The organism is Pseudomonas sp. 3296, assembly GCF_031456615.1.
Taxonomy (GTDB): domain Bacteria; phylum Pseudomonadota; class Gammaproteobacteria; order Pseudomonadales; family Pseudomonadaceae; genus Aquipseudomonas; species Aquipseudomonas mucoides.
In genome coordinates, this window is record NZ_JAVDUY010000005.1 from 270,981 (window position 1) to 294,034 (window position 23,054).

General features: G+C 57.0%; 26 protein-coding genes. 14 read left to right on the forward strand and 12 right to left on the reverse strand.

All coding sequences use genetic code 11. From position 1 onward, the window contains the following. Positions 1-22 precede the first annotated feature (22 nt). Positions 23-661, forward strand: coding sequence for an endonuclease III (gene nth / locus J2X66_RS15290; protein ID WP_007943576.1), 639 nt, complete (start codon positions 23-25; stop codon positions 659-661). Positions 662-767: 106 nt separating this feature from the next. Beyond that, positions 768-947 carry a PA3496 family putative envelope integrity protein gene (locus J2X66_RS15295; protein WP_007898493.1) on the forward strand — a complete coding sequence of 60 codons (180 nt, stop codon included), beginning with the start codon at positions 768-770 and terminating at the stop codon, positions 945-947. Between the two features lie 82 nt (positions 948-1,029). Here J2X66_RS15295 and J2X66_RS15300 read toward each other — a convergent pair whose 3' ends face one another. Continuing rightward, a complete protein-coding gene (locus tag J2X66_RS15300; RefSeq protein ID WP_007943575.1) occupies positions 1,030-1,656 on the reverse strand; it encodes a response regulator transcription factor in 627 nt (208 codons plus the stop codon). A gap of 593 nt (positions 1,657-2,249) precedes the next feature. On the opposite strand from J2X66_RS15300, the gene J2X66_RS15305 reads away from it, so the two are divergent. Then, complete coding sequence (locus J2X66_RS15305) at positions 2,250-2,855, forward strand: hypothetical protein (RefSeq protein WP_310266203.1); 606 nt, start codon at positions 2,250-2,252, stop codon at positions 2,853-2,855. A gap of 155 nt (positions 2,856-3,010) precedes the next feature. On the opposite strand, the gene J2X66_RS15310 is transcribed toward J2X66_RS15305, so the two are convergent. Together J2X66_RS15310 and J2X66_RS15315 are read right to left on the reverse strand one after the other, a co-directional pair. Then, positions 3,011-4,228, reverse strand: coding sequence for an argininosuccinate synthase (locus J2X66_RS15310; protein WP_027922848.1), 1,218 nt, complete (start codon positions 4,226-4,228; stop codon positions 3,011-3,013). Between the two features lie 129 nt (positions 4,229-4,357). Continuing rightward, complete coding sequence (locus tag J2X66_RS15315; protein WP_310265725.1) at positions 4,358-5,269, reverse strand: OmpA family protein; 912 nt, start codon at positions 5,267-5,269, stop codon at positions 4,358-4,360. A gap of 159 nt (positions 5,270-5,428) precedes the next feature. Between J2X66_RS15315 and pyrC the strand changes: the two genes are divergently transcribed. Both pyrC and rnt read left to right on the forward strand, forming a co-directional pair. Next, on the forward strand, positions 5,429-6,475 hold the full coding sequence (gene pyrC / locus J2X66_RS15320; protein ID WP_310265728.1) for a dihydroorotase: 1,047 nt from the start codon (positions 5,429-5,431) through the stop codon (positions 6,473-6,475). Next, positions 6,472-7,149, forward strand: coding sequence for a ribonuclease T (rnt, locus tag J2X66_RS15325; RefSeq protein ID WP_027922845.1), 678 nt, complete (start codon positions 6,472-6,474; stop codon positions 7,147-7,149). Before pyrC ends, rnt begins: the two co-directional genes overlap by 4 nt. A gap of 73 nt (positions 7,150-7,222) precedes the next feature. Here the strand turns inward: rnt and J2X66_RS15330 are convergent, their stop codons facing one another. After that, positions 7,223-7,825: a peroxiredoxin gene (locus J2X66_RS15330; RefSeq protein ID WP_027922844.1), complete on the reverse strand. Its 603-nt coding sequence runs from the start codon at positions 7,823-7,825 to the stop codon at positions 7,223-7,225. Positions 7,826-8,139: 314 nt separating this feature from the next. Here J2X66_RS15330 and J2X66_RS15335 point away from each other — a divergent pair, with 314 nt between their 5' ends. Together J2X66_RS15335 and bfr are read left to right on the forward strand one after the other, a co-directional pair. After that, positions 8,140-8,358: a bacterioferritin-associated ferredoxin gene (locus J2X66_RS15335; RefSeq protein ID WP_007943567.1), complete on the forward strand. Its 219-nt coding sequence runs from the start codon at positions 8,140-8,142 to the stop codon at positions 8,356-8,358. Positions 8,359-8,556: 198 nt separating this feature from the next. Continuing rightward, positions 8,557-9,033 (forward strand): bacterioferritin, encoded by a 477-nt coding sequence (gene bfr / locus J2X66_RS15340; RefSeq protein WP_027922842.1) that lies wholly within the window; start codon positions 8,557-8,559, stop codon positions 9,031-9,033. A gap of 85 nt (positions 9,034-9,118) precedes the next feature. Here the strand turns inward: bfr and grxD are convergent, their stop codons facing one another. The 5 genes from grxD to J2X66_RS15365 form a co-directional block, all read right to left on the reverse strand. Continuing rightward, on the reverse strand, positions 9,119-9,460 hold the full coding sequence (gene grxD / locus J2X66_RS15345) for a Grx4 family monothiol glutaredoxin (RefSeq protein WP_194692629.1): 342 nt from the start codon (positions 9,458-9,460) through the stop codon (positions 9,119-9,121). 97 nt (positions 9,461-9,557) lie between these two features. After that, on the reverse strand, positions 9,558-11,663 hold the full coding sequence (locus tag J2X66_RS15350) for a molybdopterin oxidoreductase family protein (protein ID WP_310265734.1): 2,106 nt from the start codon (positions 11,661-11,663) through the stop codon (positions 9,558-9,560). 134 nt (positions 11,664-11,797) lie between these two features. Then, a complete protein-coding gene (locus J2X66_RS15355; RefSeq protein WP_310265736.1) occupies positions 11,798-12,088 on the reverse strand; it encodes a hypothetical protein in 291 nt (96 codons plus the stop codon). Positions 12,089-12,170: 82 nt separating this feature from the next. Further along, positions 12,171-12,497, reverse strand: a complete 327-nt coding sequence (locus J2X66_RS15360; RefSeq protein WP_310265738.1) for a hypothetical protein — start codon at positions 12,495-12,497, stop codon at positions 12,171-12,173. After that, complete coding sequence (locus J2X66_RS15365) at positions 12,487-12,693, reverse strand: hypothetical protein (protein WP_310265740.1); 207 nt, start codon at positions 12,691-12,693, stop codon at positions 12,487-12,489. The genes J2X66_RS15360 and J2X66_RS15365 overlap by 11 nt, the downstream gene beginning before the upstream one ends. Positions 12,694-13,156: 463 nt before the next feature. Here J2X66_RS15365 and argF point away from each other — a divergent pair, with 463 nt between their 5' ends. Continuing rightward, complete coding sequence (gene argF / locus J2X66_RS15370) at positions 13,157-14,077, forward strand: ornithine carbamoyltransferase (protein WP_310265743.1); 921 nt, start codon at positions 13,157-13,159, stop codon at positions 14,075-14,077. Then, positions 14,074-15,183 (forward strand): ABC transporter ATP-binding protein, encoded by a 1,110-nt coding sequence (locus tag J2X66_RS15375; protein WP_310265745.1) that lies wholly within the window; start codon positions 14,074-14,076, stop codon positions 15,181-15,183. The genes argF and J2X66_RS15375 overlap by 4 nt, the downstream gene beginning before the upstream one ends. 25 nt (positions 15,184-15,208) lie before the next feature. On the opposite strand, the gene J2X66_RS15380 is transcribed toward J2X66_RS15375, so the two are convergent. Together J2X66_RS15380 and ybaK are read right to left on the reverse strand one after the other, a co-directional pair. After that, entirely contained in the window at positions 15,209-15,991 is a 783-nt protein-coding gene (locus tag J2X66_RS15380) for a PhzF family phenazine biosynthesis protein (protein ID WP_310265748.1), read from the reverse strand. 107 nt (positions 15,992-16,098) lie between these two features. Then, complete coding sequence (gene ybaK, locus J2X66_RS15385) at positions 16,099-16,569, reverse strand: Cys-tRNA(Pro) deacylase (protein WP_310265752.1); 471 nt, start codon at positions 16,567-16,569, stop codon at positions 16,099-16,101. A 136-nt stretch (positions 16,570-16,705) separates the two neighbouring features. On the opposite strand from ybaK, the gene J2X66_RS15390 reads away from it, so the two are divergent. The 5 genes from J2X66_RS15390 (at position 16,706) to glpD (ending at position 22,028) form a co-directional block, all read left to right on the forward strand. Further along, entirely contained in the window at positions 16,706-16,933 is a 228-nt protein-coding gene (locus J2X66_RS15390) for a hypothetical protein (protein WP_310265754.1), read from the forward strand. Positions 16,934-16,941: 8 nt separating this feature from the next. Beyond that, entirely contained in the window at positions 16,942-17,793 is an 852-nt protein-coding gene (locus J2X66_RS15395; protein ID WP_027922835.1) for an MIP/aquaporin family protein, read from the forward strand. Positions 17,794-17,867: 74 nt separating this feature from the next. Further along, complete coding sequence (gene glpK, locus J2X66_RS15400) at positions 17,868-19,373, forward strand: glycerol kinase GlpK (protein WP_310265758.1); 1,506 nt, start codon at positions 17,868-17,870, stop codon at positions 19,371-19,373. 94 nt (positions 19,374-19,467) lie between these two features. Then, on the forward strand, positions 19,468-20,223 hold the full coding sequence (locus tag J2X66_RS15405) for a DeoR/GlpR family transcriptional regulator (RefSeq protein WP_007916700.1): 756 nt from the start codon (positions 19,468-19,470) through the stop codon (positions 20,221-20,223). Positions 20,224-20,489: 266 nt separating this feature from the next. Next, entirely contained in the window at positions 20,490-22,028 is a 1,539-nt protein-coding gene (gene glpD / locus J2X66_RS15410) for a glycerol-3-phosphate dehydrogenase (RefSeq protein ID WP_310265760.1), read from the forward strand. A gap of 65 nt (positions 22,029-22,093) precedes the next feature. On the opposite strand, the gene J2X66_RS15415 is transcribed toward glpD, so the two are convergent. Next, positions 22,094-22,981 carry a LysR family transcriptional regulator gene (locus J2X66_RS15415; RefSeq protein WP_310266205.1) on the reverse strand — a complete coding sequence of 296 codons (888 nt, stop codon included), beginning with the start codon at positions 22,979-22,981 and terminating at the stop codon, positions 22,094-22,096. Positions 22,982-23,054 lie beyond the last annotated feature (73 nt).

Sequence of the window (23,054 nt, forward strand, 5' to 3'; positions counted from 1 at the left end):
TTTTTAGGGAAACGCATCGCCCATGAATGCCGCAAAACGTTTGGAAATTTTCCGCCGGTTTCACGAAGACAACCCGGAACCCAAGACTGAACTGGCCTATTCGTCGCCCTTCGAATTGCTGATTGCCGTGATTCTTTCTGCTCAGTCGACCGATGTCGGCGTCAACAAGGCCACCGCCAAACTCTATCCCGTGGCCAACACCCCGGCGGCAATCCATGCGCTGGGCGTCGAAGGGCTGTCGGAATACATCAAGACGATTGGCCTGTTTAACAGCAAAGCGAAAAACGTGATCGAAACCTGTCGCTTGCTGGTGGAACGCCACGGCGGTGAAGTCCCGCAAACCCGCGAGGAACTGGAAGCGCTCCCTGGCGTCGGCCGCAAGACGGCGAACGTGGTGCTCAATACCGCCTTTCGCCAACTGACCATGGCCGTGGACACCCATATCTTCCGGGTCAGCAACCGCACCGGCATTGCGCCCGGCAAGAATGTCGTCGAGGTTGAGCAGAAACTGATGAAATTTGTACCCAAGCAATACCTGCTCGACTCGCATCACTGGCTGATCCTTCACGGGCGTTACGTATGCCTGGCCCGCAAGCCCCGCTGCGGCAGCTGCCGGATCGAGGACTTATGCGAATACAAGCAAAAGACCTCGGACGATTGAGGCGCTATTAAAATTATTGATGTATCGATTGAAAAAATCTTTTTTACCCGCCGGGCGATTATCGATATAAGGGGCGCCAAAGGCAGTCTTAGCCTGGAGTTGACCTATGAGCACTGGCAAAGAGCAATTGGACGTAGAAGACGACTTCACACCCGTTGAGGCCGATGACGCTGAACCGGTAGTAGAAGTGGCAAAGACCAACCTGAGCAAACGTCGCACCATCGACAACCTGCTGGAGGAGCGCCGACTGCAAAAGCAATTGGCCGATTACGATTTTGACCTGTAACCCCTAAAAGCCTCCCGAAACGGAGGCTCTTTACTAAGCGCCCATCGCTGATGAGCACGGCGTCTTCAGACGTGGGTGGCACTTATACCAGGCCATTGCGTTGAGCCAGTTCGATCAGGTCGACCAGGGAACGAGCATTAAGCTTCAACAACAGGCGGGTTTTGTAGGTACTGACGGTTTTATTGCTGAGAAACATTCCATCGGCAATCTCCTTATTGGTCTTTCCTCTGGCCAACTGTTGTAAAACCATCATTTCGCGTCCGGACAAACGATCCACCATATCGGCTTCACTGGCATTGCCAAGACTTGACCGCACGGTATGCAACGCTTGATTCGGAAAGTAACTGTAGCCTGACAGCACGGCTTTTATTGCACTGAGCAACTCAGTCAGGTCCTGTTGTTTACACACATAGCCTGCAGCTCCCGACTGCATGCAACGCATGGAAAAATGCCCCGGCGCCTGTGAAGTCAATATCAGCACTTTAAGTGGCATCGCCGTCGATGTCAGTCGCGCAATGACCTCCAGCCCATCCAGCTTGGGTATTCCAATATCCAGAATGACAATGTCCGGCATTAGTTCACGGGCCAGTTGTAATGCGTCCACGCCGTTATCTGTTTCTGCAATGACTTCGTAGCCATGGCGCTCCATTAGCATACGCACCGCAAGACGAATGACGGGGTGATCATCCACGATCAGCACTTTATTCATGGGCAAGTCCAATTTCGCTGTTCGAATTTTTAGAGCCCGCACAATAGCCTAGTCGCTTCATCCATGGCATGCCGCCGCCCTCAGCCACCCACAGCCAGAGACATTTCTTACAAATTTAAAAGATTGGTCCTACAAATTTCTTAAAACAAATTGCATCCTGCACGGTATCAAATTTCGCGCACCCAGCCTTCCGACCATTTTTCCGCGTCGAATTACGGCAATAAAAAACATTAATCCATCAAACGCGCACCTCCGACAAAAAAACCAGTACTCAGCTACACTTTAAAACAGGCAAGACATCCCCCTCGATCGGAAACCTCACACAAAAAAAACATCATACCCAGGTACAACAAATTACTTATTTCAGGACACACTTAAAAATCAGACCACCCACAATATCTTCCAGCAAAACAAGTCACACCAACATGACACTCAAACAATTACGCAACTTTACCAAACCTTAAAACATACAACTCAAAACCGGAGCCCCCCCAATTATATTACCAGCAGCTTCCGCAGAACAGATTCCAACACCCCAACAAACAAACCTTTAAACCACCGAGCAAAAGTTAACACCATAATGAGCAAAGACTATTATGAAACTCAAAAGAAAAATGACGACCCCCATGACTATCATTGCAATTTTCGCGACACTGTCTGAAGCATCAGCGGCTCTTTCATTGCCCTTTCTCGGCGATGAAGAACGAGCGCTGTACATCTGGTATCTGATCAGCTTTCCGTTTTATTTGCTTTTCCTGTTTTTCGTGACCCTTAACTTCAATTATCGGTCGCTTTACGCGCCTTCTGATTTTGAAAAGGGAGAGCACTTCTTAACCGTCATGAAAAGCGCGGATCGCAAGGACAACACTGCCTCCATGCCTAATCTTGCGGCCCGGCATTACGTCTGCCTGCCTGAACGGCTGAAGGATCTGCACATCGTCGATGCACGCGTATCGGGTCAGCCATTAGAGTTCAGCTCGCTGCTGGAGAGCATTCAGCCCCCACAGAAAAACATCGCGCAAGTGATCGTATTTCTCACGTGCGGCGACTCGGAGACATCGCTGAAGGAAAGCGTGCTCAAGCATTCGAAACTGACAAGGAAGCGCAGCGGTTCTATCTTCTGCGTTGCTTATAATTCGAGCTCTCAAGCGTTGACTATCATTGGGCAAACGTTTTATCCGGCAGAGACCGGCAGGTAGCTCTTGAAGAGCAAAAGGAGAGAAAAGCAGCAGAAAGGCGTAACAGGCATCAAGAACAAGCTGAATGCTTGAAGAATGCCAGGTAGAACATCCCCATTACGAGGTGTGGCCTTGTCACCGACAAGGCCACACTTCCATTACCAACGGCAAAGGTCTCAGAACAGCTTGCGGCCTTTGTTCGCAGCAATGCGCATACGCAGGGCGTTGAGCTTGATGAAGCCCGCTGCGTCGGCCTGGTTGTAAGCACCGCCGTCTTCTTCGAAGGTCGCGATATTGGCGTCGAACAACGATTCGTCAGACTTGCGACCGGTCACGATCACGTTGCCCTTGTACAGCTTCAGGCGAACAACGCCGTTCACGTGGGCCTGGGACGCATCGATCATCTGTTGCAGCATCAGACGCTCTGGGCTCCACCAGTAACCGGTGTAGATCAGGCTGGCGTACTTGGGCATCAACTCGTCTTTGAGGTGAGCCACTTCGCGGTCCAGGGTGATCGATTCGATCGCACGGTGAGCGCGCAGCATGATGGTGCCACCAGGCGTTTCGTAGCAACCACGGGACTTCATGCCCACGTAACGGTTCTCGACGATGTCGAGACGGCCGATACCGTGTTCGCCACCGATACGGTTCAGGGTCGCCAGCACGGTAGCCGGGGTCATCTCGACGCCGTCCAGTGCAACGATGTCGCCGTTACGGTAGGTCAGTTCCAGGTATTGCGGTTTGTCTGGAGCGTTCTCCGGGGAGACGGTCCATTTCCACATGTCTTCTTCGTGCTCGGTCCAGGTGTCTTCCAGCACGCCGCCTTCATAGGAGATGTGCAGCAGGTTGGCATCCATCGAGTACGGGGATTTTTTCTTGCCGTGACGCTCGATCGGGATGTTGTGCTTTTCAGCGTAATCCATCAGCTTTTCACGGGACAGCAGGTCCCATTCGCGCCACGGAGCAATCACTTTCACGCCTGGCTTCAAGGCGTAGGCACCCAGCTCGAAACGAACCTGGTCGTTGCCCTTGCCGGTGGCACCATGGGAAATGGCGTCAGCGCCGGTTTCGTTGGCGATTTCGATCAGGCGTTTGGCGATCAACGGACGAGCGATGGAAGTACCCAGCAGGTACTCGCCTTCGTAAACGGTGTTGGCGCGGAACATCGGGAAAACGAAATCGCGCACGAATTCTTCGCGCAAGTCGTCGATGTAGATCTCTTTCACGCCCATGGCCTGTGCCTTGGCGCGTGCAGGTTCGACCTCTTCGCCCTGACCCAGGTCAGCGGTGAAGGTCACGACTTCACAGTTATAAGTATCCTGCAGCCACTTGAGGATCACCGAAGTGTCCAGGCCGCCGGAATACGCCAGAACGACCTTGTTTACGTCCGCCATGCCATCACTCCACGGGGTTCTACGGAAAGCCGTGAAGTCTACCGGTCATACGAAATAATTTACAGTGTCGCGACAGCTTATGACGACGAAGCGACAGATTCTGTCGATCGGGCGACGATTTCAGCCGGCTCAGGAGGTCGTCGAAGCGCTTCCCGGTGTCGCCCCTTGAGGCGCGACTTTCTCCGTCGGCGCGACACGTTCCAGACGCACGGCAACCCGGCGATTCTTCGCGCGGTTGGCGGCGTTGGTGTTAGGCGCTACAGGGTAACGCTCGCCGTGGAAGCGCATGGTGATCTGCGACTCCTGAATGCCGTTGGCCTTGAAGTAATCCATCACCGCCAATGCGCGCCGGCGTGACAGCTCACGATTGGCCAGGCGATTGCCACTGTTGTCGGAGTGCCCGTCGAGCTCGATGTGATTGACCGACGGATCAGCCTTCATGAACTCCAGCATCACTTGCAACTGCGCCTTGGCGTGCGCATCGAGATCGATGCCTTCAGCCCCCGTGAAGGTGATTTCGGACTGTTTGACCTGTTCGAAATTCTTCGGCAGCAATTTCGCCACACAGCTTTGGTAGTCATTGAATGCCTTGCTGAACTTGACCGGCAACAGACGCACTTCCGAGACCCGGCCATCGCCAGAGGCATGCCGGATCACCGGACTGCGGCCATCGATCAAGCCACTGATCAGGCGCCCGGCCTGAGCTTGCGAGCTGTTGAACAGCACATTGCCGCTGCTTAGGCGTACCGAGCCCAGGTTGATATCGCCACGCCCTGGTTGCCACGGCGCGGCAGCCGCTAGCAAGGTTGCCGAACCGCCACCAATCATCGCGTTGTAGGTATTCAGACGGAATATCGCCTGCTCACCGGCACGGCGCACGAATTCACCCGACCCGAAATCGGTGATCGGCTGAGTCAGGCGGCATTCGAACTTGTCACCTTCGACCGTCCACTCGATGCTCTCCAGACGCGTCTGGAAAGTGAGCGCCATCGCAGGAAGGCTGGCAAACACGCTGAGCAAGGCTAAATAACGCTGGCGCACGGGAGGCTCCACTGGCTTCTACAACAAAAAGACCGACACACGCATGTTTCCGGCATACCTGATTCATATCGGTAGGTTCCTGCAAAACTTGATAGCGAGTGCCTGCAAGAGTCTTTTCCGGTAGCATTCCCCTGAGTTTGACCCGCCTGGAATCCCCTCATGTCCGACCGCCTGACCCTGCTGCGTCCCGACGACTGGCACATTCATCTTCGCGATGGTGCCGTGTTGACCAATACCGTTGCGGATGTTGCGCGCACCTTTGGTCGCGCCATCATCATGCCCAACCTGGTACCTCCGGTGCGTAACGCCGCTGAAGCCGACGGCTATCGCCAGCGAATCCTTGCTGCACGCCCGGCCGGCAGTCGCTTCGAACCGTTGATGGTGCTTTACCTGACCGACCGCACCCAGCCCGAAGAAATTCGCGAGGCCAAGGCCAGCGGTTTCGTGTACGCCGCCAAGCTGTACCCGGCCGGCGCGACCACCAACTCGGATTCTGGCGTCACCAGCATCGACAAGATCTTCCCTGCGCTCGAGGCCATGGCCGAAGTCGGGATGCCGTTGTTGATTCACGGTGAAGTCACCCGTGGCGATGTCGACGTGTTCGACCGCGAAAAAATCTTCATCGATGAGCACATGCGCCGTGTGGTCGAGCGTTTCCCGACGCTTAAAGTGGTGTTCGAACACATCACCACCGCCGATGCCGTGCAATTCGTCAACGCGGCCTCGGCCAACGTCGGCGCAACCATCACCGCGCACCACCTGCTGTACAACCGCAACCACATGCTGGTGGGCGGTATTCGGCCGCACTTCTATTGCCTGCCGATTCTCAAGCGCAATACGCACCAGGAAGCCCTGCTCGACGCCGCCACCAGCGGCAGCGAAAAGTTCTTCCTGGGCACCGACTCGGCTCCCCACGCCCAGCACGCCAAAGAAGCCGCGTGTGGCTGCGCCGGTTGCTACACCGCCTATGCGGCCATCGAGATGTACGCCGAAGCGTTCGAACAGCGCAACGCGCTGGACAAGCTCGAAGCCTTCGCCAGCCTCAACGGCCCGCGTTTCTATGGCCTGCCAGCGAACACCGACCGCATTACCCTGGTCCGCGATGAGTGGACCGCCCCAACCAGCCTGCCATTTGGCGAGTTGACCGTTATCCCGCTGCGCGCCGGTGAAAAACTGCGCTGGCGCCTGCTGGAGGAACACGCGTGAGTGAAGACCATTTCGACGACGAACAGGACGGACAAGGCGGTGGAGGCGGTCCTCGTCATCCAATGGCTGCCAGATTCCGTGGCTACCTGCCGGTCGTCGTCGACGTAGAAACCGGTGGTTTCAACTCGGCCACCGACGCCCTGCTGGAAATTGCTGCAACCACCATCGCCATGGACGAGAAAGGGTTTGTGTACCCCGATCACACCTACTTCTTCCGTGTAGAGCCTTTTGAAGGCGCAAACATCGAAGCAGCAGCGCTGGAATTCACCGGGATCAAACTCGATCACCCGCTGCGCATGGCCGTGAGTGAAGAAGCGGCGCTGACCGATATTTTCCGCGGCATCCGCAAGGCCCTGAAAGCCAACGGCTGCAAACGGGCAATTCTGGTCGGCCACAACAGCAGCTTCGATTTGGGCTTCCTCAACGCAGCCGTCGCACGCCTGGACATGAAACGTAATCCGTTTCATCCGTTTTCCAGCTTCGACACCGCGACCCTTGCCGGCCTGGCCTACGGTCAGACCGTGCTCGCCAAGGCCTGCCAAGCGGCGGATATCGACTTCGACGGTCGCGAGGCCCACTCGGCTCGTTATGACACCGAGAAGACGGCAGAGCTGTTCTGCGGCATCGTCAATCGCTGGAAACAAATGGGCGGCTGGGAAGATTTCAACGACTGATCTGTCGCTGATGAATCCCGCGCATAAAAAAACCGGCCACTGAGGCCGGTTTTTTTATGCCTGACGCTTGGGCTTACAGCGCCGCAGCGTGCTCGGTCAGGTAAGCAGCAACGCCTTCTGGCGAAGCGTTCATGCCCTTGTCGCCTTTTTTCCAGTTGGCAGGGCAAACTTCGCCGTGCTCTTCGTGGAATTGCAGAGCGTCGACCAGACGGATCAGCTCTTCCATGTTACGGCCCAGCGGCAGGTCGTTGATGATCTGCGAACGGACAACGCCTTTGTCGTCGATCAGGAACGCGCCACGGAAAGCCACGCCGTCAGCGGACTGAACGTCGTAAGCCTTCATGATTTCCTGCTTGATGTCGGCAGCCATGGTGTAACGAACCTGGCCGATACCGCCATTGTTCACCGGGGTGTTGCGCCAGGCGTTGTGGGTGAAGTGCGAGTCGATCGACACGGCAACCACTTCAACGTTGCGGGACTTGAAGTCAGCCATGCGGTTGTCCAGAGCGATCAGCTCGGACGGGCAAACGAAGGTGAAGTCCAGTGGGTAGAAGAACACCAGGCCGTATTTGCCTTTGATGGCCGACGACAGGGTGAAGCTGTCTACGATTTCGCCATTGCCGAGGACGGCTGGAACGGTGAAGTCCGGGGCTTGTTTGCCTACGAGTACGCTCATTGGATATCTCCTGGTCTATTAACGTGAAGAACTGGATTCGCATCAGCCTGCCACCCTCAGGCGACAGCCCTGTGACACGACCCCCCTTCGAAGGACCGACCATCATACACGGCGTTTTTAGGCTGTCTTCAACGGTTTTTTGCAGGAGGGTCAAAATTGCCGTCGTGACCGTTACTGGCAGATTGCCTGATTGAAAACCGTTCGTCGGTCACGCCCGCTTATAACGCAAAGCTTTCAGAAACCACTTTGACAATCATTCTCGTTAACATTAAGATCCATCGCAATTGAGTCACAACCAGCGACGGTTTTTTCTTATGTATGTCTGCCTCTGCACTGGCGTCACCGACGGTCAAATCCGCGATGCAATCTATGAAGGTTGCTGCAGCTATAAGGAAGTCCGTCAGGCCACCGGCGTAGCCAGCCAATGCGGCAAATGCGCCTGCCTTGCAAAGGAAGTGGTTCGCGAAACCCTGACCAAATTGCAATCGGCTCAGGCAGCCATTCCTTTCCCGGTAGAATTTACTGCCGCGTAAAGCCCCTGTTTCAAAGAACCGGACTTGATGTCCGGTTTTTTTATGCCTGAAAATCAATCGCTTACGCTCCAGACGCGGAACACAAACATTCTTATTCAGATTAATTTTCATATAAGTTTCAATAACTTAGGTTTGACACCCTTACATACGCGGCTCAAACTCTGCTCAATTGACAGTTACTCAGGGCAGGACCCCATCATGAAAGGCGACGTTACAGTCATCCAGCATCTCAACAAGATCCTTGCCAATGAGCTGGTCGCGATCAATCAATACTTCTTGCATGCGCGCATGTATGAAGATTGGGGCCTGAACAAGCTGGGCAAGCACGAGTACCACGAATCCATCGATGAGATGAAGCACGCGGACAAGCTGATCAAGCGCATCCTGTTCCTTGAAGGCCTGCCGAACGTCCAGGACCTGGGCAAGCTGCACATCGGCGAGCACACCAAGGAAATGCTTGAGTGCGACCTGCGTATCGAGCGCACCGGCCATGCTGATCTGAAAGTCGCCATCGCTCATTGCGAAACGGTCGGCGACTTCGGTAGCCGTGAACTGCTCGAAGACATTCTCGAATCCGAAGAAGAACATATCGACTGGCTGGAAACCCAACTGGGCCTGATCGATAAAGTCGGTCTTGAGAACTACCTGCAATCGCAGATGGGCGAAGACGAGTAAGTGAGCGCCCGCTAAACTCGAGACATTAAAAAGCCCCGCACTCTTTTAAAGAGGCGGGGCTTTTTTATTGCCTACAAATACCGAATCAAGCTTCGGTCTTGTTGGCAGCGGCCGCTTCAACAGCGGCTTTGATCGTGCTCTGCAGCGAACCGTCAGCAGCCATCTCGGTCATGATGTCGCTACCGCCGACCAGCTCACCACCGACCCACAGTTGCGGGAAGGTTGGCCAGTTGGCGTATTTTGGCAGGTTGGCGCGGATTTCCGGGTTCTGCAGGATGTCCACGTACGCAAACTTTTCGCCACATGCCATCACGGCCTGCGCGGCTTTCGCGGAGAAGCCACACTGCGGGGCATTCGGCGAACCTTTCATGTAAAGCAGAATGGTGTTGTTAGCAATCTGCTCTTTAATCGTTTCGATGATATCCATGGAGCACCTCGGCTGAACTTTCCGACTCAGAGGTCGGCACGGTGGCGCATTGTAACGGAAACCCGAGCGCCATGCTCGGTCTCCCCGACAGACACGATCACGCCGCCGCCACGGTGACCGGCACGCCGTTCAACGCCGCATTCCCCGACAACTCGTCGAGCAGACATTCATCGGTCAGGTCATTGGCGCTGGATCCCGGCTGGCCACTGGCAATCGTCATCTGCACACCCGGCCGCGCATGCCCCCAGCCGTGCGGCAGGCTGACCACGCCTTTCATCATCTCCAGGCTGGCGACCACTTCCACTTCAATCATGCCCACCCTCGAACTCACCCGCACGCGCTGCCCGTCGCTGAGTCCGCGACTGGACAGGTCGTCCGGGTGCATCAGTAATTGATGACGTGGTTTGCCCTTCACCAGGCGGTGATAGTTGTGCATCCACGAATTGTTGCTGCGCACATGACGGCGGCCAATCATCAGCAACTGATCAGCGGCCGGTGCTTGTAGTGCGGCGAAACGTGCGAGGTCGGCAAGGATCGTCGGCGGCGCTGCCTGCACTCGCTGATTGGCGGTTTTCAATCGTGGCGCGAGGTTGGATTTCAACGCGCCCAGGTCGACCCCATGCGGATGGTCGAACAAGGTGGCCAGCGACAGCTTGTGTTCCGACGCATCGCCATACAGCCCCATCCGCAAGCCAAGGTCGATCATTTGCGCGGGCGCAATCGTCGGCTTCAGTTCTTTGCCGGTCTTCGCCGCAAACGCCTTGGCCAGGCCGACAAAGATCTCCCAGTCATGCAACGCACCTTCCGGCTTGGCCAGGATCGCCCGGTTGAAACGCGTCACGTTGCGTACCGCGAACATGTTGAACGTCGTGTCGTAGTGATCGTTTTCCAGCGCCGAGGTCGAGGGCAGAATCAGGTCGGCATAGCGCGTGGTTTCATTGATGTACAGGTCGACGCTGACCATGAATTCCAGACCATCCAGCGCCTGTTCCAGTTGCCGGCCATTGGGTGTCGACAGCACCGGATTGCCGGCGACGGTGATCAGTGCGCGAACCTGCCCTTCCCCTTCGGTGAGCATTTCTTCAGCCAGCGCCGATACCGGCAACTCGCCGGCATATTCCGGACGTGCGGACACACGGCTTTGCCACCGATTGAAATGCCCGCCCGAAGTCGACGCCACCAGGTCCACCGCCGGCTCGGTGCACAACGCACCGCCCACGCTATCAAGGTTGCCGGTGACCAGATTGATCAATTGCACCAGCCAATGGCACAGCGTACCGAACGCTTGGGTCGAGACGCCCATGCGGCCGTAACACACCGCTGTCGGCGCCGCCGCAAAATCCCGCGCCAGTTGGCGGATCTGTTCGGCCGGCACGGCGCACAGCGAGCTCATGGCTTCGGCGGTGAACGTGGCGATGGCCTGGCGTACGTCATCCAGACCGTCGACCGGCAAATGACTCTCACGCGTCAGGTTTTCAGCGAACAAGGTATTGAGCAGCCCGAACAACAATGCCGCATCGCCACCGGGACGCACGAACAGGTGCTGATCGGCCATCGCGGCGGTTTCGCTGCGACGCGGATCGACCACCACCACTTTGCCGCCCCGGGCCTGAATCGCCTTCAAGCGTTTTTCCACATCCGGCACGGTCATGATGCTGCCGTTGGACGCCAGCGGATTACCGCCCAGGATCAGCATGAAATCGGTGTGATCGATGTCCGGAATCGGCAATAACAACCCATGGCCGTACATCAAATGACTGGTCAGGTGATGCGGCAACTGGTCGACGGACGTCGCTGAAAAACGGTTATGGGTTTTCAGCAGGCCGAGGAAATAATTGCTGTGAGTCATCAACCCGTAGTTGTGCACACTGGGGTTGCCTTGATACACCGCCACCGCGTTCTGCCCGTGACGTTCCTGAATCGCCGCGAGGCGTTCGGCGACCAGGCTGAAGGCGTCTTCCCACGCGATAGGCTGCCATTCGCTGCCCACTCGCTGCATCGGCTGACGCAGACGATCCGGATCGTTCTGAATATCTTGCAGCGCCACCGCCTTGGGGCAGATGTGCCCACGGCTGAACGTATCCAGCGGATCACCCTTGATCGAAGTGATCTGCACCGCGCCGTCGGCTTCGGTGGTTTCGAGGGTCAGGCCGCAAATGGCTTCACACAAGTGGCAGGCACGGTGATGGAGAGTCTTGGTCATGGCCAGTCTCTGTCTTGTTCTGGGCGGGCTATATCGGCCGCGGGATCAAAACTATGGCGCCAGACACGCTCCTGCGCCAGCGACGTTCGTCTTGTGAATCGGCCCCCATCAGGCCAGCCGATGGCCGTCTGCACTCAGTTCGGCGGCAAACGGGGCGCCGCCTGCAACTGGACTTCCTGAAGGGTTTCGACCTGCTCCTGTGGAACATGCACGCCGGTGAGCTCGCCGATCAGTCGCCAATGCTCGTCGAGCCCGGTGCTGATGGTTGCCATGCGGTCGATCATCCGTCGACCGGCGGCCTTGGTGACCTCATCTTCACTGCGCATCAGCTCGAAGCACATCGAGGTCATTGAGGCGGTAAGGTGGGTCAGGGAGCGGGCCGTGAGGCCAAGTAGATCCATTAACAGCTTTTCTTTCGATTCCATTTCGAAGGCTTCCTGCGTCACTCGTCAGGTAGTTATAACCCAGCACTTTGCATTAGCAAGTGTTTCGGGCCTGCCCCGCACCTTACCGGGACGGAGAAGCCTTCAACGCTTTCTTCTTGAGGGGTGAAATCAATGCCGCCCAAATGCCCCCGACAGCCAACCAAAGCATGACTCCAGAGCCGATCAGAATGATTGCTTTCTGGTTTGCCAGAATACCCAGCTGATGAGGTTCCGCTTGATAGACCTGCAACGCAATATCGACAACGCTTACCACGGTAAACCACGCAACCACCAAGGCAGCGCCATGCTTGAGGTCGGGCGTTGATCGGTAGAGCAGAGAAGCTCCCAGATAAATTCCCGTTGCGATCAATCCACCCACTACCAAACACTGGGTCGAATCAATCTGCACTCGTGTCGTCCTTGAAATTCTTCACGCCAATAAAAGCACCGACAATGGCCCCCACCACGGCGCTCGAAACGCCGGGGTAAATCGTGCTGGCGATAATCGCGAAGCCCATGACCGTGGACAGCACTGCCATATCAAACGCCGGAGAGACCCGACGGAGCCGTGTCAGGCCTGCGTATCCGGTTTTATTGATCGACATACGACGGGGTCCCTCCTTGGGAGTGTTTGACTTGATTCTGTCGACATTACGCAATGACGCGCAGATTACCTGAGTACCACCTGATTCCCGCACGCAAAACCGTAACAACAGACAACGTAGCCCTTGAGAAAACAAGCCATCTTCGGCGCATAGCCCCCGGACAGAAGCACGCGCTCAATGCGCGAGCCTGCACAAAGGGGTGGTTGCATACCCGCTTCGGCACCGTGTACAAATGCAGAGCGATGAGGATCAAAAAACCTTCGCTTGCATTGAACGGTTGCAGCGCTGCAACCTTTCGAAGCGGTAAAAATGAGCCCCCTATTGGTAAGACGCGACATTTAATTATAAGATCGCGCCTTCCCCTATTTCGTCGCCCCGTGCGGCTTACGCCGCAGGTCTCGCCCGTTGTTCCGTTAAACAAGGCTTTGAGCATCTGCGGTTTGTAGCAAAAAGGTAGTCAATGATGAGCGCAAGGCACTTTCTCTCCCTGATGGATTGCACGCCCGAAGAGCTGGTCAGCGTGATCCGTCGAGGCGTTGAGCTCAAGGACCTGCGTAACCGCGGCGTACTGTTCGAGCCTCTGAAAAACCGCGTCCTGGGGATGATTTTCGAGAAGTCCTCGACCCGTACCCGGATCTCGTTCGAAGCCGGCATGATCCAGCTCGGTGGCCAGGCGATCTTCCTGTCGCCGCGCGACACGCAACTGGGCCGTGGCGAGCCGATCGGCGACTGCGCGATCGTCATGTCGAGCATGCTCGACGCCGTGATGATCCGAACCTTTGCCCACAGCACCCTGACCGAATTCGCCGCCAACTCCCGCGTGCCGGTGATCAACGGCCTGTCCGACGACCTGCACCCGTGCCAGTTGCTGGCCGACATGCAAACCTTCCTCGAACATCGCGGTTCGATCCAGGGCAAGACCGTGGCCTGGATCGGCGACGGCAACAACATGTGCAACAGCTATTTAGAAGCGGCGATCCAGTTCGACTTCCAGCTGCGCATTGCCTGCCCTGAAGGTTACGAGCCCAACCCTGAATTCGTGGCCAAGGCCGGCGATCGCGTGACAATCGTCCGCGATCCAAAGGAAGCCGTGCGCGGCGCTCACCTGGTGAGCACCGACGTCTGGACCTCCATGGGCCAGGAAGAAGAAACCGCCAAGCGCCTGAAGCTGTTCGCGCCCTACCAGGTCAATCGCGCGCTGCTCGACCTGGCTGCGGACGACGTGCTCTTCATGCATTGCCTGCCGGCCCACCGCGGCGAAGAGATCAGCGTCGACCTGCTCGACGACAAACGCTCGGTCGCCTGGGATCAAGCCGAAAACCGTCTTCACGCACAAAAGGCCCTGCTCGAATTTCTCGTCCCGCCTTCGTATCACCACGCATGAGCCAGCCATTATTGCTTAACCTGCGTAACCTCGCCTGCGGCTATCAAGACCAGCGGGTCGTGCAGAACCTCAACCTGCATTTGAATGCCGGTGACATCGGTTGCCTGCTCGGCTCTTCGGGCTGCGGCAAAACCACCACGTTGCGGGCGATTGCCGGTTTCGAACCGGTGCACGAAGGTGAAATCACCTTGGCCGGCGAGACCATTTCCCGTGCCGGTTTTACCCTCGCCCCGGAGAAACGCCGGATCGGCATGGTGTTTCAGGACTACGCACTGTTCCCGCATTTGAGCGTGGCCGAGAACATCGCCTTCGGGATCCGCAAGCATCCGCAAAAGGAGCGCGTGACCGAAGAGCTGCTGGAACTGGTCAACCTGAAGCACCTTGGCAAGCGCTTCCCGCATGAACTGTCCGGCGGTCAGCAGCAACGGGTTGCACTGGCCCGTGCACTGGCACCGGAACCACAACTGCTGTTGCTCGACGAACCGTTCTCCAACCTTGATGGCGAACTGCGACGCAAGCTCAGCCATGAAGTGCGCGACATTCTCAAGGCCCGTGGCACCAGCGCAATTCTGGTGACCCACGACCAGGAAGAGGCGTTCGCGGTCAGCGATCATGTCGGTGTGTTCAAGGAAGGTCGGCTGGAACAGTGGGACACGCCTTACAACCTGTATCACGAACCGCAGACACCGTTTGTGGCCAGCTTCATTGGCCAGGGTTACTTCATTCGTGGCCAGTTGAGCAGCCCGGAATCTGTGCAGACCGAGCTGGGTGAATTGCGCGGCAATCGGGCTTACACCTGGCCGATGGGCGGCGCAGTGGACGTGTTGCTACGCCCAGACGATATCGTCTATGCCCCGGACAGCTCGTTGAAGGCGCGAATTGTCGGCAAGTCGTTCCAGGGCGCGTCGACCTTGTATCGGTTGCAGATGCCAACCGGGGCGCAGCTGGAATCGATTTTTCCGAGCCATGCTGATCATCAGGTCGGTGCTGACGTCGGCATTCGTGTGGCGGCTGATCACCTGGTGCTGTTCCAGGCGTCCGGCAGCGTTGCCGCGCAGATTCCGGCCGTCGAATCGGGTGTGCGCCGCTACAGCAACACCAACTGATACACACTCCTACAGGTGTTTTGCGTTAAGCCAATATCAGTGCGCCGCTCGCAACGAGCGTCGCATTGCCGCCAATCTTCACCCGATCACCTTCCAGCCGGCAGAACAACTCCCCTCCCCGTTTCGAACACTGATACGCGGTCAGGCTCGTTTTACCCAGCCGTTTCGACCAATACGGAATCAGGCTGCAATGGGTCGAGCCGGTCACCGGGTCTTCGTTGAGACCAATCGCTGGCGCGAAATAGCGAGAGACAAAATCATGCTCGCTGCCTTTGGCGGTCACAATCGCCCCGGGCCACGGCAGCTTCGCCAATGCGACCATGTCTGGCTGGCAATCCAGCACTGCCTGTTCCGACTCCAACACCACAAACAACTCGTTTGACCCCAGCACATCGACCACTTCGACCCCCAAGGCGCGCTCGACGTCCAGAGTGACGCCGACCTCCGAAGGCGTGATCGCCGGGAAGTCCAACCATAAACGCTCACCTTCGCGGCTCACGCTCAACGGGCCGGACTTGCAAATGAAGTCCAGGCGTTCGGCAGGTTCTTTATAGATCTCAAACAACACATAGGCGCTGGCCAGCGTCGCATGGCCACACAACGGCACCTCGGTGGTCGGGGTAAACCAGCGGATGTGCCAGTCCTGACCTTCACGCACCACAAAGGCGGTTTCGGCGAGATTGTGTTCGGCGGCGATTTTCTGCATCAGCTCATCGGCGAGCCAGGCATCGAGCCGATAGACCATCGCGGGATTGCCACTGAACGGCCGATCACTGAACGCGTCGACCTGGTGAAATTCAAGCTGCATGACCTTCTCCCTTTGTCAGATCTCCCAGCATGCCGCGCCAGGCTGACTCACACCAGTGACAGAGAAACGGAATTTCCACCATACAGACACGCCTGGATAAGCCTCAATCAGACGCGGCTGATATCGGCGAACTTGGCCTGGGCATGTTCGGCCAGCACCTGCGGTGCCAATTCCACTTCCAGACCACGCCGACCGGCACTGACAAAAATGCTGGCGAAAGGCTGAGCCGAATTATCAATGAATGTACGCAAACGCTTCTTCTGCCCCAATGGACTGATTCCGCCCAACAGGTAACCCGTCGCTCGCTGCGCAGCTGCCGGATCGGCCATTTCGACTTTTTTCACACCCGCCGCATGCGCCAGATGCTTCAAGTCCAGACTCCCGACGACCGGTACCACCGCCACCAGCAATTCACCTTTTTCACTGGCCGCCAGCAAGGTCTTGAACACCCGCGCCGGGTCGAGCCCAAGCTTCTCTGCGGCCTCCAACCCATAGGACGCGGCCTTTGGATCATGTTCGTAACTGTGCACGCGATGTTCGGCTCGAACTTTTTTCAACAAATCCAATGCGGGGGTCATGACAGCTCCAGACTGGGCGGCAGTAGAAAAATCCTGCGCTGGATTCTAGGACATTGCCTCGCAAAAGGCTCTATTACGGCCCCTTTTTAAAGGGCTGGTGCCGACTTTTACCGTTCGTCCGCGCAGGAACCACTGCGTGAACAATACGATCATTCACCTGACTAATAGTTGGATTATGACTGACAGTTCACTTTCGACCTTTGACAGCAGTGTTTCTTGTCTATATTTTTTCGAATCTGAATACAGCACGAAAAGTCCTACAGCAGTACCCAGCAGTAAACCAAGACCAGGATGGGGATCCTGCCTTGGTGAAAATCGCGCTTCGACCATGATGAAAAAAGCGCCAGACAACAAAAACAATTGAGGTTTCCAATGACAACTGCTTTACAACAACCGTCGCTCTCGAGCCAATGCATGGCCGAGTTTCTGGGCACTGCGCTGCTTATCTTTTTTGGTACCGGTTGTGTTGCCGCGCTCAAGGTCGCGGGTGCCAGCTTTGGTTTGTGGGAAATCAGCATCATCTGGGGCGTCGGCGTCAGCATGGCGATCTACCTGACCGCCGGGGTTTCCGGGGCGCACCTCAATCCTGCGGTGAGCATTGCGTTGAGCATTTTCGCGGACTTCGAAAAGCGTAAATTGCCGTTTTATATCCTTGCCCAAGTGGCGGGCGCCTTTTGCGGCGCGCTGTTGGTCTACACGCTATACAGCAATCTCTTCTTCGATTTCGAACAAACCCACCATATGGTTCGCGGCACTCAGGCCAGCCTGGAACTGGCGTCGGTGTTCTCGACCTTCCCCAACCCGGCCCTGACCACGGCCCAGGCGTTCCTGGTGGAAGTGATCATCACCGCGATCCTGATGGGCGTGATCATGTCCCTGACCGATGACAACAACGGCCTGCCCAACGGTCCGATGGCGCCGCTGCTGATCGGCCTGCTGATTGCGGTGATTGGCAGCTCGATGGGCCCGTTGACCGGCTTCGCGATGAACCCGGCGCGTGATTTCGGTCCGAAGCTGATGACTTTCTTCGCGGGCTGGGGTGAAATTTCCTTCACCGGCGGGCGTGATATCCCGTACTTCCTGATTCCTGTTTTTGCACCGATTGTCGGTGCCTGCCTCGGCGCTGCAGCCTATCGCGGGCTGATTGCCCGCCATCTGCCCAGCGCCACACCTGCTACAAAGGAAGCAACACCGGCCATTGACGGCAAACCAAGAACTTCTTGATACCGTAGGCGCGTGACCCTGCCCCTGTGGCGCGCGCCTGACCTCACTCCCTTTTTTCGTCCAAGGCAATCGACATGACCGACACTCAGAATAAGAACTACATCATTGCCCTCGATCAGGGTACGACCAGCTCACGCGCGATCATTTTCGATCGCGATGCGAACGTGGTCTGCACCGCACAGCGCGAATTCGCCCAGCATTACCCGCAAGCCGGTTGGGTCGAACATGACCCGATGGAAATCTTCGCCACCCAAAGCGCCGTGATGGTCGAGGCCCTGGCACAAGCCGGCCTGCATCACGACCAGGTTGCGGCCATCGGCATCACCAACCAGCGCGAAACCACCGTGGTCTGGGACAAGACCACCGGCCGCCCGATCTACAACGCGATCGTCTGGCAGTGTCGCCGCAGCACCGAGATCTGCCAGCAACTCAAGCGCGACGGTCACGAGCAATACATCAGCGACACCACGGGCCTGGTCACCGACCCGTACTTCTCCGGCACCAAGCTCAAGTGGATTCTTGACAACGTCGAAGGCAGCCGCGAGCGTGCACGCAACGGCGAACTGCTGTTCGGCACCGTCGACAGCTGGCTGATCTGGAAATTTACCGGCGGCAAAGTCCACGTCACCGACTACACCAACGCCTCGCGCACCCTGCTCTTCAATATCCACACCCTGGAGTGGGACGCGAAGATGCTGGAGGTGCTGGATATTCCGCGCGAAATGCTGCCGGAAGTTAAATCCTCGTCCGAAATCTATGGCCACACCAAAAGCGGCATCGCCATTGGCGGTATCGCTGGTGACCAGCAAGCTGCCCTGTTCGGCCAGATGTGCGTCGAGCCCGGCCAGGCGAAAAACACCTACGGCACCGGTTGCTTCCTGCTGATGAACACCGGCGACAAAGCGGTGAAATCCAAGCACGGCATGTTGACCACCATCGCCTGCGGCCCTCGCGGCGAAGTGGCGTATGCGCTGGAAGGCGCGGTATTCAACGGTGGCTCCACGGTTCAATGGCTGCGTGATGAACTGAAGATCATCAATGACGCCCATGACACCGAATACTTCGCCAACAAGGTCAAGGACAGCAACGGCGTATACCTGGTGCCGGCCTTCACCGGCCTGGGCGCGCCGTATTGGGACCCGTATGCCCGTGGTGCCTTGTTTGGCCTGACCCGCGGTGTACGCGTGGATCACATCATTCGTGCCGCGCTGGAGTCGATTGCCTACCAGACCCGCGACGTGCTCGACGCCATGCAACAGGATTCCGGTGAACGCCTCAAAGCCCTGCGCGTGGATGGTGGTGCGGTTGCGAACAACTTCCTGATGCAATTCCAGGCCGACATCCTCGGCACTCAGGTCGAGCGTCCGCAAATGCGTGAAACTACCGCACTCGGCGCCGCTTACCTGGCCGGTCTGGCGTGTGGCTTCTGGGGCAGCCTGGAAGAACTGCGCGGCAAGGCCGTGATCGAGCGCGAATTCGAACCGACCCTGGACGAAGCCACGAAGGAAAAACTTTACGCCGGCTGGAAAAAAGCCGTCAGCCGCACCCGCGATTGGGAACCCCATGAAGGCGCTGAATAAGCCAACAACAGGTTCGCAGTAGGTTGTAACTGGTCGGGAGCGGATTCCTGCGGCATCATGGGCAAATTTTGCACGGCAGCCCAAAGGAAGCCCCATGAATCTGCCTCCCCGTCAGCAGCAAATCCTCGAGCTGGTTCGCGAACGCGGCTACGTCAGTATCGAGGAAATGGCCACGCTGTTCGTCGTCACACCGCAAACCATCCGCCGCGATATCAATCAGCTGGCGGAAGCCAATCTGTTGCGTCGCTACCATGGCGGCGCGGCCTACGATTCCAGTGTTGAAAACACTGCCTACGCCATGCGCGCCGATCAGATGCGCGATGAAAAACAGCGCATCGGCGAAGCCATTGCCGCCCAGATCCCGGATCACGCCTCGCTGTTCATCAATATCGGCACCACCACCGAATCGATTGCCCGGGCGCTGCTCAACCACAATCACCTGAAAATCATTACCAACAACCTGCACGTGGCCTCGATGCTCAGCGCCAAGGACGACTTTGACGTTCTGCTGACCGGTGGCAACGTGCGACGCGACGGCGGTGTGGTCGGCCAGGCGAGTGTCGACTTTATCAATCAGTTCAAAGTCGACTTCGCGCTGGTGGGCATCAGCGGCATCGACGAAGACGGCAGCCTGCTGGACTTCGACTACCAGGAAGTGCGGGTGTCGCAGGCGATCATCGCCAATGCGCGGCAAGTGATTCTGGCGGCGGACTCCAGCAAATTCGGGCGCAACGCCATGATTCGCCTAGGGCCGATCAGCCTGATCGATTGCCTGGTCACCGATCAGCAGCCAGTGCCGGCGTTGGCGCAATTGTTGAGTCAGCACAAGATTCGACTCGAAGTCGTTTAACCCTCTGCGCAACAGATCATTCCCACGCTCCGCGTGGGAATGCCCGCCTCATCTCTAAGCCGACGCAGAGCGTCTATTGATGCATTCCCACGCAGAGCGTGGGAATGATTTGTGCGCGAATGTTCGAAAATTTTCCTTTAACCGCCCTTCGATCAGTTTTTTCAATCGAAGTTAGCTGGCTGTGGGCGTCTTTATGGGCTACCATTTTCGCAAATGAACATTAATGTTCGAATTCAAATACATAATACAAGCACCGAGGCCAGCCGATGCCCACTTCCACCTTGCCTACGCCCCCTCTCGCTGAGGTCTACGACATCGCCGTCATCGGTGGCGGGATCAATGGCGTAGGGATTGCAGCGGATGCCGCCGGCCGCGGTCTTTCGGTGTTCCTTTGCGAAAAGGACGACCTGGCCAGCCACACGTCCTCAGCCAGCAGCAAGCTGATCCATGGCGGCCTGCGCTACCTCGAACATTACGAATTCCGCCTGGTGCGCGAAGCCCTTGCCGAACGCGAAGTGCTGCTGGCCAAGGCGCCGCACATCGTCAAGCAGATGCGCTTCGTGTTGCCACATCGCCCGCACCTGCGTCCGGCATGGATGATTCGCGCCGGCCTGTTTCTGTATGACCACCTCGGCAAACGGGAAAAACTGGCAGGCTCGAAAAGCCTCAAGTTCGGTGCGGACAGCGCACTGAAAAGCGAAATCACCAAAGGCTTCGAATACTCTGATTGCTGGGTCGATGACGCGCGCCTCGTTGTGCTGAACGCCATGGCCGCCCGCGAAAAAGGCGCCCACGTTCACACCCAGACCCGCTGTGTCAGCGCTCGCCGCACCAAAGGCCTGTGGCACCTGCACCTGGAGCGCGCCGATGGCAGCCTGTTTTCGATCCGCGCCAAGGCCCTGGTGAATGCGGCCGGCCCATGGGTGGCCAAGTTCATTCGTGACGACCTGAAGATGGAGTCGCCGTACGGCATCCGCCTGATCCAGGGCAGCCACCTGATCGTGCCGAAGCTGTACGAAGGCGAACACGCGCACATTCTGCAAAACGAAGATCAGCGCATCGTCTTCACCATTCCGTACCTGAACCACTTCACCCTGATCGGCACCACCGACCGTGAGTACACCGGCGATCCCGCCAAAGTGGCAATCACCGAAGGCGAAACCGATTACCTGCTCAAAGTGGTCAACGCCCACTTCAAGAAGCAGATCAGCCGCGACGATATCCTCCACAGCTATTCCGGTGTGCGCCCACTGTGCAACGACGAATCCGACAACCCGTCGGCTGTCACCCGCGACTACACCCTGGCGCTGTCGGGCACTGGCGAAGAAGCACCATTGCTGTCGGTATTCGGCGGCAAGCTGACCACCTACCGCAAACTGGCCGAATCGGCACTGGCACAACTGGCGCCGTACTTCACCCACATCAAGCCAAGCTGGACCGCCAACGCCACGCTGCCGGGCGGCGAAGACATGACCACCCCGCAAGCCCTGTGCGCCTTGATCCGCGACAAGTATGACTGGGTACCGACCGAGATCGCCCGCCGCTGGGCCACGACTTACGGCAGCCGCACCTGGCGCATGCTCGAAGGCGTACAGAACCTCAGTGACATGGGTGAACACATCGGCGGTGGCCTGTATACCCGCGAAGTCGATTACCTGTGCAGCGACGAGTGGGCCACCATCGCGCATGACATCCTGTGGCGTCGCAGCAAACTCGGGTTGTTTACCACCGCTGCCGAACAGCAGAAGCTGGCGGACTACCTGAGCAAGGTCGAACAGAACCGCAGCAAGATTGAAGCGGCCTGATTTTTTGGCGGCTTAAACGAAAGCCCCTGAATCCTGAGATTCGGGGGCTTTTTTGCTGAGGGTGTTCAGCTCGCCAGGTGCAACAGTAGAAAATCAATAAAGGCCCGTGATTTGTGCGGCAGATGCGGGGTATTGGGGAACACCACGTTGATCGATTGCGAAGGCAGCGAATACGCCGGCAACAACCGCACCAGACGCCCGTCGGCGATGTCCTCTTCGACCACCCACGCCGGCAAGACCGACACGCCCAGCGACGACAATGTCATCGAGCGAATTGCCGTAGAGGAGTTCGATTCAAAATGGCTGGTCCCTCCAATCTCGACATTCAGCCCTTCGCCGTCGCGAAAAACCCACTGCGTTGGCCCCTGCAGATTGCTGTTGGCGATCCACGGCACAGCGCTCAGGTCCTGTGGTTCACGCACAGGATAACGAGCGAGAAACGTTTCCGTGGCCACCAGTACAATTTCATAGTCCGCCAGCTTGCGACTCTTGAATGCCGAGTCTGCCAAGTTGCCCAGCCGGATAACCAGATCGAGCTTTTCGGCGACCAGATCATTCAGGGAAGAGTTGAAGTTATAACACAATCGGATTTCCGGATAATGCTCAGAGAACAACGATATCAGCGGGAGAATAAACTTCTCACCGTACTCACTGGTTGAACTTATACGCAACTTTCCGGACACCCGATTATTGCCTTCCAATACATGATCAAAGGCATTATCGATATCCGCGACAATCCTCTTGAACTCTTCATAAAAATCCTGACCTATTTCAGTCAGAGATATAGTGCGCGTATTGCGGATCAACAAGGTCGCTGACAGCACCTCCTCCAGCGCCTTGACATGCAGGCTGGCCATGGCCTTGCTGATACCCAGGTAATTCGCAGCCTTGGTAAAAGAACCAAAATCGACCACCACGAGAAATGTCTGAACCCGATTAAGATGAGAGTGCATGGTGATATGGCTCACTGTTAAATCCTGTCAAACACTGTTTTAAGCATCGTCATATCGACACTTCAAGTCTATC